Source organism: Rhodohalobacter sp. SW132, from assembly GCF_003390325.1.
Lineage (GTDB): Bacteria > Bacteroidota > Rhodothermia > Balneolales > Balneolaceae > SW132.
In genome coordinates, this window is record NZ_QUOK01000015.1 from 42,412 (window position 1) to 57,823 (window position 15,412).

At 44.7% G+C, this 15,412-nt stretch carries 11 protein-coding genes; 5 read left to right on the plus strand and 6 right to left on the minus strand.

All coding sequences use genetic code 11. The features are described from left to right. The first annotated feature begins 25 nt into the window (after window positions 1–25). Window positions 26–946 carry an FAD-binding oxidoreductase gene (locus DYD21_RS19915; protein ID WP_116038778.1) on the plus strand — a complete coding sequence of 307 codons (921 nt, stop codon included), beginning with the start codon at window positions 26–28 and terminating at the stop codon, window positions 944–946. A gap of 170 nt (window positions 947–1,116) precedes the next feature. Here the strand turns inward: DYD21_RS19915 and DYD21_RS19920 are convergent, their stop codons facing one another. Genes DYD21_RS19920 through DYD21_RS19930 form a run of 3 tightly spaced genes read right to left on the minus strand, consistent with a single transcriptional unit; the run spans window position 1,117 to window position 3,823 of the window. Further along, window positions 1,117–2,064: a YihY/virulence factor BrkB family protein gene (locus DYD21_RS19920; RefSeq protein WP_116038779.1), complete on the minus strand. Its 948-nt coding sequence runs from the start codon at window positions 2,062–2,064 to the stop codon at window positions 1,117–1,119. After that, window positions 2,061–3,233 carry an aminotransferase class V-fold PLP-dependent enzyme gene (locus tag DYD21_RS19925; protein WP_116038780.1) on the minus strand — a complete coding sequence of 391 codons (1,173 nt, stop codon included), beginning with the start codon at window positions 3,231–3,233 and terminating at the stop codon, window positions 2,061–2,063. Before DYD21_RS19925 ends, DYD21_RS19920 begins: the two co-directional genes overlap by 4 nt. Then, complete coding sequence (locus tag DYD21_RS19930; protein WP_116038781.1) at window positions 3,230–3,823, minus strand: DUF502 domain-containing protein; 594 nt, start codon at window positions 3,821–3,823, stop codon at window positions 3,230–3,232. The genes DYD21_RS19925 and DYD21_RS19930 overlap by 4 nt, the downstream gene beginning before the upstream one ends. 160 nt (window positions 3,824–3,983) lie before the next feature. Between DYD21_RS19930 and alaS the strand changes: the two genes are divergently transcribed. From alaS to DYD21_RS19950, 4 genes are all read left to right on the plus strand, one after another. Continuing rightward, window positions 3,984–6,638, plus strand: coding sequence for an alanine--tRNA ligase (alaS, locus tag DYD21_RS19935; protein ID WP_116038782.1), 2,655 nt, complete (start codon window positions 3,984–3,986; stop codon window positions 6,636–6,638). 75 nt (window positions 6,639–6,713) lie between these two features. Next, window positions 6,714–7,808 (plus strand): pyruvate dehydrogenase (acetyl-transferring) E1 component subunit alpha, encoded by a 1,095-nt coding sequence (gene pdhA / locus DYD21_RS19940; RefSeq protein WP_233505596.1) that lies wholly within the window; start codon window positions 6,714–6,716, stop codon window positions 7,806–7,808. Window positions 7,809–7,859: 51 nt separating this feature from the next. Further along, the gene (locus tag DYD21_RS19945) at window positions 7,860–8,843 is read left to right on the plus strand and encodes a pyruvate dehydrogenase complex E1 component subunit beta (RefSeq protein WP_116038784.1); all 984 of its coding nucleotides are present in this window, start codon (window positions 7,860–7,862) and stop codon (window positions 8,841–8,843) included. A gap of 141 nt (window positions 8,844–8,984) precedes the next feature. Next, the gene (locus DYD21_RS19950) at window positions 8,985–10,286 is read left to right on the plus strand and encodes a pyruvate dehydrogenase complex dihydrolipoamide acetyltransferase (RefSeq protein ID WP_116038785.1); all 1,302 of its coding nucleotides are present in this window, start codon (window positions 8,985–8,987) and stop codon (window positions 10,284–10,286) included. Between the two features lie 244 nt (window positions 10,287–10,530). Here the strand turns inward: DYD21_RS19950 and DYD21_RS19955 are convergent, their stop codons facing one another. From DYD21_RS19955 to DYD21_RS19965, 3 genes are read right to left on the minus strand one after another with little or no spacing between them, the layout of a single operon-like run. Beyond that, entirely contained in the window at window positions 10,531–13,923 is a 3,393-nt protein-coding gene (locus tag DYD21_RS19955; RefSeq protein WP_116038786.1) for a hypothetical protein, read from the minus strand. 41 nt (window positions 13,924–13,964) lie between these two features. Next, window positions 13,965–14,792 (minus strand): hypothetical protein, encoded by an 828-nt coding sequence (locus tag DYD21_RS19960; RefSeq protein WP_116038787.1) that lies wholly within the window; start codon window positions 14,790–14,792, stop codon window positions 13,965–13,967. 58 nt (window positions 14,793–14,850) lie between these two features. After that, complete coding sequence (locus DYD21_RS19965) at window positions 14,851–15,405, minus strand: hypothetical protein (RefSeq protein WP_116038788.1); 555 nt, start codon at window positions 15,403–15,405, stop codon at window positions 14,851–14,853. Window positions 15,406–15,412 lie beyond the last annotated feature (7 nt).

Here is a 15,412-nt window from a genome sequence, read left to right on the forward strand (position 1 = left end):
TTTAAACATCCACGATTAAATTAATATGTCTGAGCTAACTCTCCCCGAAGTTGAACTGAACATCTATTCGCCGAAAGATCCTGTTGAAGTAGTTGTAGTAGAAAATTATATCGTAACGAAAGAATCGAGTCCGAATATTGTTCGTCATGTTACTTTTGATGTATCCGGAACAGAGCTCGAAAACCGAATCATTGCCGGGCAGTCCGTAGGAATTTTACCACCGGGTGAAGATCGGAACGGCCGTCCGCATAAATTAAGACTCTACTCTATATCATCCCCGACAAAAGGTGAGCACGGAAAAAAACATCTCGTTTCTACTACGGTAAAGCGCACAATTGAGGAGTGGGACAATAAACTTTACCTGGGAGTAGCTTCAAACTACCTTTCAGATTTGCAGCCTGGCGATAAGGTGAAGATGACCGGGCCAAGCGGCAAGCGGTTTCTGCTCCCCGAAAATGCCCGCGATTTTAACTACCTGTTTTTCGCAACCGGCACGGGAATCGCACCCTATCGCGGAATGATCAAAGAACTTTTTGAGGAGGAGTACACCAACGACTGTGTGCTCGTTTTCGGATGCTCCTACCGAACTGACCTTCTGTACGCTGATTTTTTTGAAGGATTGGACAAAAAACATGAAAACTTTCACTATCTGAAATCGATCTCCAGGGAAAAACGTCGTAAAGACGGATCCAAGTTTTATGTGCAGACCCAGCTAGAAGATGAGGAAGAACTCCTTCAGCCAATTCTCCGGAAAGATAACACACTTATCTATATCTGCGGGATGAAGGGGATGGAGATCGGGATTTATAAACAGCTCGTTCGATTGAACCTGATCGATTACGTACAGATCAAAAAAGAACTGCCGGAGTCGCTTGATGAGATCCCAACGGATAAATTCAAGCGGTTTATCAAACCATCAGACCGCACATTTGAAGAGGTGTATTAGTGAAGTACTATCGATAAAATGCCGGGGAATCATCGGATGAGTTTTACGAAAAATCGAGTCGAATTGGATCAGGATATAATTCTCAGATGACTTATCTGATGAGTTGCCATGTATAGCTCACTATTCACATTTTAATTGAAGTACTTCTATCTCTTGAAAGTGTTTTGAGCTTAATTCGACTCCGCCGACTCAGGTTCACGTCGTTTGTAGGGCGATTCTCTCATCTTCACAAACTTGTAAGGGATAATCTTCCCTCCAAATTTTTCGGTATAAACCTGCGTGAAAACAGCCCCAAGAAGAATGGTTTGAATATTGTAGTAGACCCACACGATAAAAATAATGAGTGAGCCTGCTGCGCGATACGTAGCACTGATAGCGGAGCTGGTCATGTAAATACCAATCAAATATTTTCCGAGCAGAAAGAGAATAGTAGTAGCAATTGCTCCAACTAAAATATCGGACCAGTTGGCGTTAACATCGGGAAGGATTTTAAAGATCAGTGTGAAGAATGCCACGGCAAAAGCGATCGTCATCAATTCGCTGATGATGCGGTAGAAATCGAGATTTATGTCGGGAACGGCCTGGGTAAAAAATCCGGTAACAACACCGATTATCGCTTCGGTGAGAAGCGAAGCAATTAATAAAAAACTGATCAGAATAATCACACCAAATGAGAGGAGCCTGTTGAGTAAAAAATTCCAGATTGAATTGATTTCAACATCAACAACATTCCAGATTCTGTTGAGTGTTTGCTTGAGCTGAGTGATTACCGTGGTTGCTCCGAACGCTACAATAAAGGCAGCCATAATAGTTGCAAAAAATCCGGTTGCCGAGTAGGAAACTTCTTCAAGAAACTGGTTTAGATTTTCTGCAATATCATCTCCTGCAAGCTCGGCAATATACTCCTCAACCTGAATGGCGATAAACTCTTCACTCAAGAATATTCCCGACACAGAGACGATCAGAATAAAGAGCGGGGCGATGGAGAAAACGGTATAAAAAGCGATCGCAGCACCCTGGGTGAGAATGTCATCATCAACAGCTTTTTTGAAGGTGTTTGCGAGCAGTTCTTTTACGTCGTTATAAACGGTTTTAAAATCGGGTAATTCAATTTTCATAGGTGTGAAAAAAGGTGGTCGAGTACGTTATCGATTTCATCTTCTGTATTGTAAAAATGCGGGGAAACCCTGAAATAATTTTCCCTGGCGGAAATCATAATCTTGTTCTCTTTCAGTACCGAAATCATGCGTTCAGAATCAACTATTCCGGGAATCCGGAACGAAACAATACCGGCTCTCTCTTCAGGATTAACACTGGTAATTATTGATATTTCAGATCTGTTTTTGGCCTGGAGACGGTTTATCAGGTAGGACGTTAAATGGAGTATGTGTTTCTCAATTAATTCTATATTAACATCATTAAATAACTGCAGTGCAGTCGATAGACATGAAATACCTATAATATTTGGAGTTCCGGTTTCGAGGTGCTGACTTATTGGCAGCCATGTTTTTTCGAACTCCGTTAGTGCCCACGGATCTTCCACGGACAACCAGCCGGTTTTCACCGGGTTCATTTGTTTTTGCATCTCTTCAGCCAGGAAGAGAAACCCGACACCCATTGGGGCCATCAGCCATTTATGTCCGCCCGTGCCGAGTGCATGGATATGGCAGGCAGTCACATCAATCGGAACGGCACCGAGCGCCTGAATTCCATCCACAACGAAGAGGATTTCATTCTCCTTACACAGCTCACCTATCGCCCGGAGATCCGCCCTGAATCCACTCAAATATTGAACGGCACTTATCGAAACGAGCCGCGTTTTTGGGGTGATATATTTTCGAATTTGATCAACACTAATTTTATGATCCGAGTGAGGTATGTAGTGTAATTTTACACCCTGCGATTCAAGCCGGCGGTAGGGTTGAATGTTGGCAGGAAATTCCATCGTATTCAGAATTATTTCATCTCCTTTATTCCACTCAAGTCCGTTGGCCACCGCCGAAATTGTATCCGATGTATTTCCCATAAACGTAACCTGCCCGGGCGATGGGGAATGGATGTAATCCGAAACTCTTTTTCTGGCCAGTTCAATCGTATCTCCGAGCTCTTCGAAATTTTCAACAGGTCCGAAATGCCGGGTGTCAATCCACTTCATTGCAGTCTCCCGTACCGGGGTCGGTAATGGATTTATAGAGGCGTGGTTCAGGTACGTGAATCCCGCAGAAGTGTGCGGAAACATTTTACGAATTTCGTTCAATTCAGCTGCAGAAAATGGAGACTGACTCATTTCACAGTATTACTGTTATTGTTGTAGCTGTTGATATTCGTGACACCTGCGGAAACGGTAAATTTCAGTGCGTCCGACGGATCGATATCGAGCGGCGTGACAAACGAGGGATCCACAAGAAAAAGGTTCCCTGAAAAATTATAGGAGTGGGGGAAATAAACCGCCACCCGGTTATGAATGTCATACTCTTCCAAATTCTCTTCGGTGATAAATCCTATCCTGTCAACACCATCTGTCAGCCGAACGATCGCCGGACGGTTAAATCGTTTTTTTTCGCCAACCAATGCTTCAGTGAGATCCTTAAACGCAGTGTAGATAATTTTCACAAATGGGGTGCGCTCCAGCATCTGTTCAAAATAGGAGAGAAGTGAACGGGAGAATGCCTGGGTGACGAGATAACCAAGAATTGCAATCAGAAAAAATGCGGTTATAATTCCAAGGCCGGGGATATCAAACGGCAGCCAGCCAAAAAGTATGCTGTATAGCGTATTGTCAATCCAGTTGACCAGCATGGTAATAATGAAAAATGTGGCGAACAGGGGAAAGGCAAATAGAAGACCCCTTAAAAAGTAATTCAGTAATTTTTTCATGGATCGGGTTCGATTAGCGGCTGATTAAGATAGATCCTGCAATATACGTAACCGTATGTTAAGAATTTAGATCCGGCAGCAGAACATGGGGTGAGGTTTACTCCTTTTTTTTCTATTTTGATAAGCTGTAAAAAAATACTGTTCTAACCAATTTTTCTCTATGCCTGTGAAGACCTCTGACGAGATCAGAAAAGACTTTTTTAATTTTTTTGAAGAAAAACAACATCTGATCGTAGATAGTGCTCCAGTAGTTCCTAAAAATGATCCTACGTTGCTTTTTACGAATGCCGGCATGAACCAGTTCAAAGCTATTTTCCTCGGGGATGAGCCGGGATACAAAGCCGGTGATAAAATCTGGAGCCGCACAGCCAATACACAGCGCTGTATTCGTGTAAGTGGAAAGCACAACGACTTAGACGAGGTGGGGCACGACACCTATCACCACACGCTTTTCGAGATGCTCGGCAACTGGTCGTTCGGCGACTATTTTAAAGAGGAAGCGATCGAATGGGCGTGGGAACTTCTTGTGGATCGATGGGGACTCGAACCGGACCGTTTATATGCAACCGTATTTGGCGGGGATAAGGAAGACGGCCTCCCGGTGGATGAAGAAGCGATTGAACTCTGGAAAAAGAAAACGGATATCAACCCGGATCACATCCTCAGATTTGGTAAAAAAGATAATTTCTGGGAGATGGGGCAAACCGGTCCATGCGGGCCTTGTTCAGAAGTTCATGTTGATTTACGGCCGGACAAAGAGAGGAAAAAACAGCCCGGCGCCGAATTGGTGAACATGGACGATCCCTGGGTGATGGAGATCTGGAACCTGGTGTTTATCCAATTTTTTCGGGATGAAGAAGGAAAACTCAGTAACCTGCCCGATCAGCACGTGGATACTGGAATGGGATTTGAGCGAATTTGCGCCGTTCTGCAGGGAAAAACTTCAAATTACGATACCGATGTGTTTGAACCGCTTCTGGAATTCATTTCCGGAATCTGCGGCAAACCGTATGGACACGACCTGGAAACGGATATCGCTATGCGTGTGATTGCTGATCATATCCGTGCGGTAAGCTTTTCCATCGCGGATGGGGCATCACCCTCGAATGACGGCCGCGGATATGTGATTCGCAGAATTTTACGCCGGGCTGTCCGGTATGGATGGGACCGCCTTGCACTGAAAAAACCGTTCATGTATCAAATTGTGCCTGTGCTGGCCGAGCAGTTCAAAGGTGTATTTCCGGAGCTGGCATCGCAGGTTGAATACGTGCAAAATGTGATCAAAGCTGAGGAGAAGAGCTTTTTAAGAACGCTGGGACAGGGAATTGAGCTTTTTGAGGAGATGACCGAAGGTGAGGATAAAATATCAGGTGAAAATGCATTCAAACTGCATGATACCTATGGATTTCCAATCGACCTCACCCAGCTGATGGCTCGTGAAAAAGGGATCGATGTAGATTTAGACGGGTTTGAAACCCTGATGAAGCAGCAAAAAGAGCGGGCCCGTGCGGATGGAAAGTTTGCAGCGGGTGAAAGCGGCAAGAATGTTGAACTGCTGATCGAAGACTACACATTTGAATTCACCGGATATGATCACCTGATATCTGAAGCAGCCATTGCAGCTGTGAATCGCGATGAAAAGCGGCCGTCGCTCTGGCTGACACGCTCTCCATTCTATGCAGAATCGGGCGGACAAATTGCCGATACCGGTACCATTGAAAACAACGGTGAAGTGATTCGGGTGAAAGATGTTCAGAAAACTCCGCAGGGATTTGAACATATTGTTGATCGTATTCCTGATGACCTTTCCGGAACCTGGACCGCAGAAGTACATCGTGAAAGGCGGCTGGAGATCCAAAAACATCACACCGCAACCCACCTGATGCACGCCGCTCTGCGCGAAACAATCGGGGATCATGTGGTACAGAAAGGATCGCTGGTAGAGCCGGGAAGGCTTCGGTTTGATTTTTCACATTTTGAGGCGGTAACCCCGGAACAGCTCGATGAAATGGAAGCCCGGGTTAACGAGAAAATCCAGGAAAATATCGAACAGGATGTCCAGGTAATGGATATTGAACAGGCCCGGGAGCGCGGTGCCATGATGCTATTTGGCGAAAAGTATGGAGATCGCGTACGCGTGGTCACGTTCGATCCCAAATTTTCAATGGAACTTTGCGGCGGAACGCACGTCGGTGCGACCGGTGAAATCGGGTACTTCCGGTTTCTGCACGAATCCTCAGCGGCAGCCGGAATCCGAAGAGTGGAGGCTGTGGCAGGAAAAGCAGCAGACAAGCTGATCAGAAATGAGAAGAGCGCTCTCAAACAAATTCAGGCTATGCTTGGAAATAGTGAAAATCCCGCTGCAGAAATTGAAAAACTGATCGCTCAAAATCGTGATCTTGGAAAAGAGATTGAAAAACTGAAAAAGAAAGATGCTTCCGGCGCGCTGGACCAGATTCTGGAAGAGGGCACCGAAACAGCCGGAGTTTCGCTCTATACCGGCGAAGTTCCCGGTGCGGATATGGATCTTCTCAAGCAGATGGGTTACAGGGCATTGCAGTTGAAAGACTCCGGGTCTGTGTTTGTGCTTGCATCTCAGAACAGCGAAGGAAAAGTATTTCTGATGGCTGCAATCACCCCTGATCTAAACGAAAAAGGGCTGCAGGCTGGTAAACTGGTATCACAGCTGGGCAGGATTGTCGGCGGCGGCGGCGGCGGTCAGCCTGAACTCGCAACGGCTGGCGGACGGTTCCCTGATAAGATTGGCGAAGCGTTCGGCACAGCCGAAAAGTGGATTAAGGAACAGTTAACATGAAAGGCTGAAAATATCTGAAATTTTGGGTATACTCTAAGTCTTTAAAAAATTTGAATTGAACGTAATCATTGAATGATGGCCAAGAAAAAGGACGAAGCAATTTTTGCACCTATCGGCATTAATAAAAGTCAGGATGGTAAAATCGACAAGGCAGTTGATCTGCCCGATCCCACCAAAAAAACTCACAAACAGCTTGGTTTAAAAAACGATCAGCTGCTCGAAATGTTTGAGCAGATGTTCCTGCAGCGCCGGTTTGAAGAGCGCGCCATGCAGATGTATCAAAAAGGGAAATTTGGTGGTTTCCTGCATCTCTATATCGGTCAGGAAGCTGTTTCTACCGGTACCGTGTTTGCCCTTAATGATGATGATGACATCATCACCGCATATCGCGATCACGGCTGGGGATTGGTGCGCGGGGTAACTCCAAATGAAGGAATGGCTGAGCTTTATGGAAAAGCTACCGGATGCTCAAAAGGCAAAGGCGGCTCCATGCACTTTGCCAAAGTTGAAAATCATTTCTGGGGCGGATACGGAATTGTTGGCGGACACATTCCGCTTGGAGGCGGAATCGCATTTGCCAATAAATACCATGGAAATGACCGCGTGATGGCGTGCTTTCTTGGTGATGGTGCCGTAGACCAGGGTGCATTACACGAAACTTTGAATATGAGTCAGCTCTGGAAACTGCCGGCCATCTACGTTGTGGAAAATAATGGCTACTCGATGGGTACCGCAGCTCGCCGCCACACCGTAAACGAGATTCATGAACGCGCCAACGGGTACGGAATGAAAAATACCGTACTCAACGGAATGGATGTTTTCACGGTCTACGAGCAGATGAAGAAAATTGCCAAAGAAGTTCGTAAAGACAGCATGCCCTGGTTTGTAGAAATCCGAACCTACAGATACCGCGGTCACTCCATGTCTGATCCGCAGAAATACCGATCCAAAGAGGAACTCGAGGAGTATCAGAAAATCGATCCGATCGAACGGCTGAAAGCGTATATCCTGGATAAGGATATTGCTGACGAGAAAAAGATCGAAGAGATACAGGACAAGGTCGAAGACCAGGTGCTCGAAGCGGTAGATTTTGCCGAAGAATCAGATTTCCCTGAAGATGATGCGCTCTACGAAGATATGTTCGCCGGAGAGCCACACTTCCACAAATAATCTGCATTTGCACGAATAATCAAAAAATTTAACTAACCAAGAAGCTGAAAAATGGCTGAATTAAAATTTAGAGAAGCGATCCGGGATGCTATCGACGAAGAAATGGCAACGGATGAGTCCATATTTGTTATGGGCGAAGAGGTCGCGGAATATAACGGAGCTTACAAAGTAACCGAAGGACTTCTGGATAAATATGGATTCAAAAGGGTGATCGATACACCTATTTCAGAACTCGGATTTGCCGGAATTGGCGTCGGAGCCGCAATGAACGGCCTTCGGCCAATCATAGAGTTCATGACGTTTAACTTTGCCGTTCTGGCAGCAGACCAAATTATTAACCACGCCTCAAAAGCCCGGTATATGCTTGGCGGCCAGGTTTCGATCCCCATTGTGTTCAGAGGCCCGAATGCGTCAGCCGGTCAGCTTGGTGCCACCCACTCGGTAGCATACGACTCGATGTACGCCATGTTTCCCGGGTTAAAAGTGATCTATCCATCCGAACCCGGTGATGCGAAAGGACTATTGAAATCTGCAATTCGTGATGAAGATCCGGTACTGTTTATGGAATCGGAGCAGATGTACGGCTTGAAGGGTGAGGTGTCTGATGAGGAAGATTTCACGATTCCGATCGGCAAGGGAAAAATCAAACGCGAAGGTGATGATGTCACAATCGTTGCGACTGGAAAAATGTATCACATCGCACAAAATGCGGCAAAAGAGCTTGCCAAGGATGGGGTTGAAGCAGAAATCATAGATCCGAGAACCATCAAACCGCTGGATATCGAGATGATTATTGAATCCATCAAAAAGACAAACCGCTGTGTGATTGTGGATGAAGCTCACCCGTTTGGCGGGCTGGCTTCTGAAGTCGGATTTTTGATTCAGCGTGAAGCGTTCGATTACCTGGATGCTCCCGTTCAGCGCGTAACTCTGCCGGATGTGAATGCTCCATTTTCGAAACCGCTGTTTGATCTGTGGCTGCCGGATGCGAAAAATATTGTGGAAGCTGTAAACACCGTAACCTACCGGAAGTAATTGTGCGGCAAAAGCAGAAGTGAATGAGAAAATATCATTCTTTTCACATTCACTTTTGCGTTTTGCCAATCCGCTTCCTAATGTTTGGTGCAAAACCGAATTGAAACTGTATCCTTATTAATTTTGACAATTTAACTGACTATGGCCGAAAAAATTGAAATGCCGAAGCTGAGTGACACCATGGAAGAGGGTGTAATCGCCTCCTGGAATGTGAAGGAGGGAGATAAAGTTGAATCGGGCGACGTAATTGCTGAAGTCGAAACCGATAAAGCTACAATGGAAGTTGAAGTGTTTGATGCAGGCACGATTTTGAAAATTATGGTAGAAGAGGGCGACGCTGTTCCTCTTGGCGGCACTATGGCAATTATCGGTGAAGAAGGCGAAGATATCAGTGATCTTCTTGGCGATAGCGAGGATTCATCAGGCGATTCAAAAGATTCTGAAGATGAGAAGAAAAAATCTGATTCAAAGGAAGATGAAGATGATGATACTGATGAGAAGAAAAAAGATTCAAAAGATTCTTTCGATCCGATTCTTGAAGGCGTCGACGGCAAGAAAAAGGAGAAAAAGAAGGAGAGTTCTTCTGATGATGGGCGTGTAAAAGCCTCGCCTCTTGCTAAAAAGATGGCCGAAGATAAAGGCATAGAACTTTCGGCTGTTGATGGTTCAGGACCCGAAGGACGAATCATTAAACGGGATATTGAAAATTATAAGCCTTCCAAAAAGAAAGAGACCGGCGTTGAAGTTCCGTCATTTGAAGATGCAGAATCTGAGGATGTGAAAATTTCTCAGATGCGAAAAACAATTGCCAGACGACTTTCAGAAAGTAAATTTACCAATCCGCACTTCTATGAAACGATTGATGTGGATATGGAAGCAGCGATCGAAGCACGCGCAAAACTTAATGAAGTGAGCGAAGTAAAGATCAGCTTTAATGATATTGTAGTGAAAGCATGCGCTGCTGCACTCCGTCGCAATCCTTCTATTAACTCTTCCTGGCTGGATGATGTCATCAGAAAACACGGTGACGTTAATGTTGCCGTAGCTGTGGCCATCGATGAAGGTTTGATGACCCCGGTACTGCGTCACGCCGATAAGAAAAATCTGCGTCAGATTTCTGTTGAAACTAAAGAACTGGCAGGTCTGGCTCGTGATCGCAAGCTTCAGCCGGAACAGATGGAAGGAAGCACATTCACCATCTCCAATCTTGGAATGTTCGGAATTGAGGAATTTACCGCGATTATCAACCCACCAAATGCCTGTATTCTCGCAGTAGGTGCCATTCGCGACGTTCCTGTAGTGAAAAATGGCGAAGTTGTGCCGGGCAAACGGATGAAGATGACGCTCAGCAGCGATCACAGGGTAGTGGACGGTGCAAAAGCCGCGGCCTTCCTGAACACGCTGCAGCAGATGCTCGAAAATCCGCTTGCGATGATGCTGTAATTCGTTTTAACTAATCATATGACATAACAAAAAAAGCCTCAGCACTTGTTGAGGCTTTTTTTTGTTCGTAGTTAAACACTTGAATCGTTTGTTTATAAGAGCCGACAACCCAGGTTTGTCAAATTGTGTAGAACAGATAAAAGAGTGTACATATCGCATCCTGACACATTACAAATAAACCATGAGTATTGTATGTGCAAAACTATAATACCTCTAAGATGATTTCGATACGTTAATCGTCATGCTATTCTCTTGTGATAATCACGATATGAGAATTGGTATGACCGTAATTCTCTATAAGTATATTCTGAAGCTTCAGGGCACTTTCAAGATTTGCCTCATTGGGATTCAGGTAGAGCACAAAATCTTCTCCTGGTAACTCTACAATCTCCGGGGAGGTTCTGCTGAGTGCAGAGAATTGGTTAGCGGCAGCTTTTGCTGAGTCCCGATCCCCATATATTCCGGTATATACCTTGTATTCTGTTTTCATGTACCCGTTTGTGAAATAAGGTATACTGCTTATCATATAACTATGAAGCGGTATCACAGGATTTAAAATTTGCCGTGCGCTGCTTAGATCAAGTTCATTATATGTAAGATTTGCATACACAAAATGGAATCCTCTGCTGCTATTATATTCCAGGTAACTTTTAATACCGGTTCGACTTTCTAACGTGTGGATGAATTGTTCTGCATACTGAGGTGAATTATATGCTCCAAGCTGTATACGTACGGCATCTTCCGTTTGTCGGGGTACATTGCGGCCTCCTGGTTGTCCCATAAAGTGAATACGCAAACTTTGCAGATGCTCAATTTCATCAATTACGTCTGAAAGTTCCTGTATCTCTAATGGCGTGATAAATTCCTTACTCTGGAGTCTGAAAAGTTGACTATTAGTATCAAAAAGATCAATAAACTCTATCCCAGCGATCCGAATCAATTCATCCCGGACACGTATCGACTCACTTTGATTAGTGAATTCACCGGTTTCGACAATAAACCCGTCGATTTCACTGCGAGATAATATTGGAACCATATGTTCAGAAGCATTTTCAGGTTGCAAAATGATTTCGAGTCCTTCGATAAAATCACCCTCAGGTTTTGCGTATAGCGTGAACCCAGGTGTTTTCTGGGGCATTTGTAACCCTATATATTCAAGCTGTGAAGAATCAACCGCAATGCTATAATCTCCCGGTGGAATTTCATAGGCGTAGAAACTTCCGTCGGAAAAGGTTCGGATCTCCTGCCGGTGAGGCTCCCTGCCATCTGGCGCATCGATCTGTTCAATCAAAAGTTTTAAACCGGGAATCCCAGTGCGTTCATAGTTTAGATATCTCAGTACCGATCCATCCACTACGCCGGTCATATATACCGGTATATCGATCGTTTTGAATTGATTGGGATCTGAAACAAATGAAAACTGCTCGATACCGGGGATCAGCAACGGATTGTGGATGGATGATTTATTTACCGATACATTGTACTGTCGGTATGGCTGGAGCTGGCTGATATAATTTATACCGTTTCTTGAAGATATTCTGCCTGTAGCTTGCTCTATCTGGACTGTTCTGTTTTCGGTATATAGCAGTTCATCGCCATTCTCAAATTGTCCTGAATTGTTGTGATCAAGGAACATTCGTACGGCAACACCTGAGCGCCCAACTTGCTGGCGGTTATCCATAAAGGCATTTCTGTTCCCCGGGTCCAAACCAATCGAGCCTCGAAAACTCTGCGTGGCAGAATAGTTGCCGCGGGTTGTCCGAGCGGATGAATTCGACCGGAATGCATTAAAATCGATTGTAATACTGACCCGTCCATATGTGAAATCCCCAATAAAATTTTTGCCGCCTGTCAGATGAAAACGTCCACTGTTCATCATATTTCGCGAAATCTGCAGCTCACTATTTTCGATTTCCTGAAGGTAGGGGATATAGTTAGTCTGGGCTCTCACAAAAACTCCTCTTAGAATCGAAGGCCAGGTGGGTGATCTGCCCATGGTGTAGGTGATTGCAGCATTTAAACGGGCCGATGGGGTGGTCTCAAAAGCGGGTTGGCCGATTTGGGTATCCCTGTAGCCAAATCGCAGGTTGGTGCGTCCAAGCCGGCTATTTAAGTCCACTCGGTAGCGGGTAATGGATGTAAGCTCCCGTCTTTCATTCGTATATGCAATACGAATAAACATAGGGAGAGGGCCGGCAGAAATCGGGGTAAAGAAATTTGTGCGGATATCTGATCGGTTTCGAGAAGGATTGTAGAGGCCACCCATCCGGGTATAGTGTGTATACTCCGCGGTCAAACTTGCAGATGAAGGATAGAGCACGCTGAATGATCCCCGGTAGAATGCATCAGATGCAACTTCTGCCGAAAGCAGGTAGTTTGAAAACCAACGGGTAGAGAGCTGACCGGAAAATGTGGGCACTGAATCGTGAAAATCTTCAAAATATTCGGCACTGCCCGAAACGGTTATTCGACTTGATAAACCTGCAGATATGGAAGATTGCCCCATTAGCCCGCGATCAATCGATCCTGAAACAGGGTTGTCGAGTCTGCCCGCCTGCAGTGTGTAATTGACTACTCCGGGAGGAGTGAATGTGAACGGTATTCTGATTCTGCGATTCTGTTCAATTAACTCGCCGGATGGGGCGTATGAGCGGATACTGTAGCTGGACTTTCCGTACGTTAGCGGCAGCTCAAAATTGTATCTTCCGGATTGGTCAGCGTTCTGAAAGCCAACCAAAGATTGATTCCGATATAACTCTACTTCAGCATCTGCTTCGGTTGTACCTGATAAGTAGGTGTGACCATAAATATGGCGTGGCTCGAGTGGTTCATTACTCAACGAAATTCCGGTGAAGGCAACCGGGTTCAGTCCTCTTGAGTTCGTCTGCCCGATGGTAATAGTGGTCAGGTACGGGCTTTTACGAATTCCATATCTCCAGCGTAGATTTGAAGAGCGCAGCACACTGGCGGTTTCTGAGTGGAATCCATGGATATTTCCCTGGATATCACCTCCAATTACTTCGGCTCCAAACGCCGTATTATAAAGAAAACTGGTGCGTTGAGCTGAGTAATTACCAGAGAGGTTATAATCTAAAAATCCGGCATGAAACAGACGTCTGTTCCTGTCGAACTGCAGAGGGTAGTAGGTTCTGTAGAGTTGATTTTGAGACTGTTCAAGCTGACGTCTCCGCTGTTCACGATCTCGGCGCGCAATAACCGGAAGATCCATATCAGTATTCAGTGTAAGTGAAAGGGATGAAAAATCCGCACTGAAATGAAGATTAAATATTTGACTGAAAATATCTGGGTGAAAATAGATTCCGTCTGGCCGTATGAGTAAATAATTTTTGGGGAAAGTTGAGGATGAATGCTGAAACTCAGCAGTCAAATCATCAATTAAAATCCTGTATTCTCCATAATCTGAAAACCGGCCTGAAATCTCATTTTGAGAAGAGTTGTAGTGGTTTTGAATTTCAAGAAGATCAAAAAGCTGACTGGCAGGAAGATAAAATTCGTTTTGGTGATAAAGTGCGGGGATATAGGTATTAATTACCTGCTGGTGACGAAACTGCAACAGAACTTCACTATTGGTTTCGAATTTTGCAGATGCAGTTTCTGTAGTAACTAAAAGTACCAATATGGTCAATAGAAGCAAATTCCTATTGAGATAAAAGTACCTCACTTTATAGTGAAGTGCGTTTTCTCTGAAACTGGAATAGATTGAACCAGATTGCGTGACGGGATATCACTGCGTTCGGAAATAAATTTTGTTTCGATCAAATACTCACCTGCAGGCCAATTTTCCGTATTAAAAATCGCACGATGATGGTTGTTGAAGTAGACAGACGTAGAACTTTTTCGCTGTTCAACAATTTCACCATCTTCATTACGGATTACGTTTTGTACGGATCCGATAAATGGTGCGTTCCCGGTTCGGTTGACGTTAGTTAATACCGTTATTTTATCATCACTATTAAGAATTTCTGTACCGTTTATTTGAAGTCCGGTTGAAGTCGCCCCCTTTCTTGCAAATACAGCCGTCACCTGGTCGATTTGAAATGCAATTTGTGCAGATACCAATGTGTCATCCGTTTCACCAACAGAAGGAGAGAGCTGGCTTGATGAGACACGCATGCGGGTCCAGTGTACACCGTCCGGTTTATTAATTGGAATCTGACCAATCAGACGAACGGTTTGTCGCTGGCCGGAATCGAGCATAAACGTAGTTGGAAATGCTCGTATGTAAGGCTTTAAAGAATATCGATCCTCCGAATCTTCATCTATATAATTAAGGGTAACGTTGCCAAGTGAATCGGTTTGAGGATATGCAAATTCAAATGAAAGCTGAACCTCAACCGGTGTTTCTGAAGGATTTGATACATAAAAAGATCCTACATTGCTTCCCGGATCCAGAAAAACCGCGGTTGGTGAAATTGTAACCTGCGCAGGTGCCTCTCCGGACTGAAAGAAAAAGAAAATGAGCAGTAAGAAAATGTATTGTTTCATTTGATTCGAAAGCTAAAATCAAGCCGTAGATTCATCTACCTGAATTCACGTGATTGGTTTAAAGAGTTGTCAGAGTAAACTCTATTGTCACACTCTGCCCGCCTGCCTCTGTTGTAGAGTAAGATCCTGAATGTATGGCATCCACGGCTTCAAGCGAACCACCAATGCTCAGAATAATATTTTCGCCGGTGCCGTCTGCTTCTATTGTATTTCCGGATGTTAAGGTTTCATCATTTGAAGTACTACCGTTTACTGATGTGCCGGAAACAACATATATGGAGGGCACAAATGAGATCGTATGACTGTTTGATACCGAAGCCAGAATTCCGTTGCCAAAGGTAACACTAAACGCTTCATTTAAGGCATTTTGAATGGAAATCTGAGCTCTTTGCGGAGTTGTTGCGTTGATATCAGCAGATCCGAGTGGGTTAGAATCCACTACAGCTTGCTGACCGGATTGAATATTTCCAAATTCCACAACGGCAGGGTTTGTAACGAATTCAAGCGCACTTTCTACAGTGGCTGTTACGTCAATGGTTTCTGTTGCTTCCTGAGCGTAAACTCCATGGGCAAAAAAGAGAGAGAGTAGAGTAAATAGCGCGATTTTTTTCATCGTAATT

Excerpts from the sequence above, each read along its gene's own strand:
- DYD21_RS19915 (WP_116038778.1), top strand. The coding sequence starts at position 26 with ATGTCTGAGCTAACTCTCCCCGAAGTTGAACTGAACATCTATTCGCCG.
- DYD21_RS19920 (WP_116038779.1), bottom strand. The coding sequence starts at position 2,064 with ATGAAAATTGAATTACCCGATTTTAAAACCGTTTATAACGACGTAAAA.
- DYD21_RS19925 (WP_116038780.1), bottom strand. The coding sequence starts at position 3,233 with ATGAGTCAGTCTCCATTTTCTGCAGCTGAATTGAACGAAATTCGTAAA.
- DYD21_RS19930 (WP_116038781.1), bottom strand. The coding sequence starts at position 3,823 with ATGAAAAAATTACTGAATTACTTTTTAAGGGGTCTTCTATTTGCCTTT.
- alaS (WP_116038782.1), top strand. The coding sequence starts at position 3,984 with ATGCCTGTGAAGACCTCTGACGAGATCAGAAAAGACTTTTTTAATTTT.
- pdhA (WP_233505596.1), top strand. The coding sequence starts at position 6,714 with ATGGCCAAGAAAAAGGACGAAGCAATTTTTGCACCTATCGGCATTAAT.
- DYD21_RS19945 (WP_116038784.1), top strand. The coding sequence starts at position 7,860 with ATGGCTGAATTAAAATTTAGAGAAGCGATCCGGGATGCTATCGACGAA.
- DYD21_RS19950 (WP_116038785.1), top strand. The coding sequence starts at position 8,985 with ATGGCCGAAAAAATTGAAATGCCGAAGCTGAGTGACACCATGGAAGAG.
- DYD21_RS19960 (WP_116038787.1), bottom strand. The coding sequence starts at position 14,792 with ATGAAACAATACATTTTCTTACTGCTCATTTTCTTTTTCTTTCAGTCC.
- DYD21_RS19965 (WP_116038788.1), bottom strand. The coding sequence starts at position 15,405 with ATGAAAAAAATCGCGCTATTTACTCTACTCTCTCTCTTTTTTGCCCAT.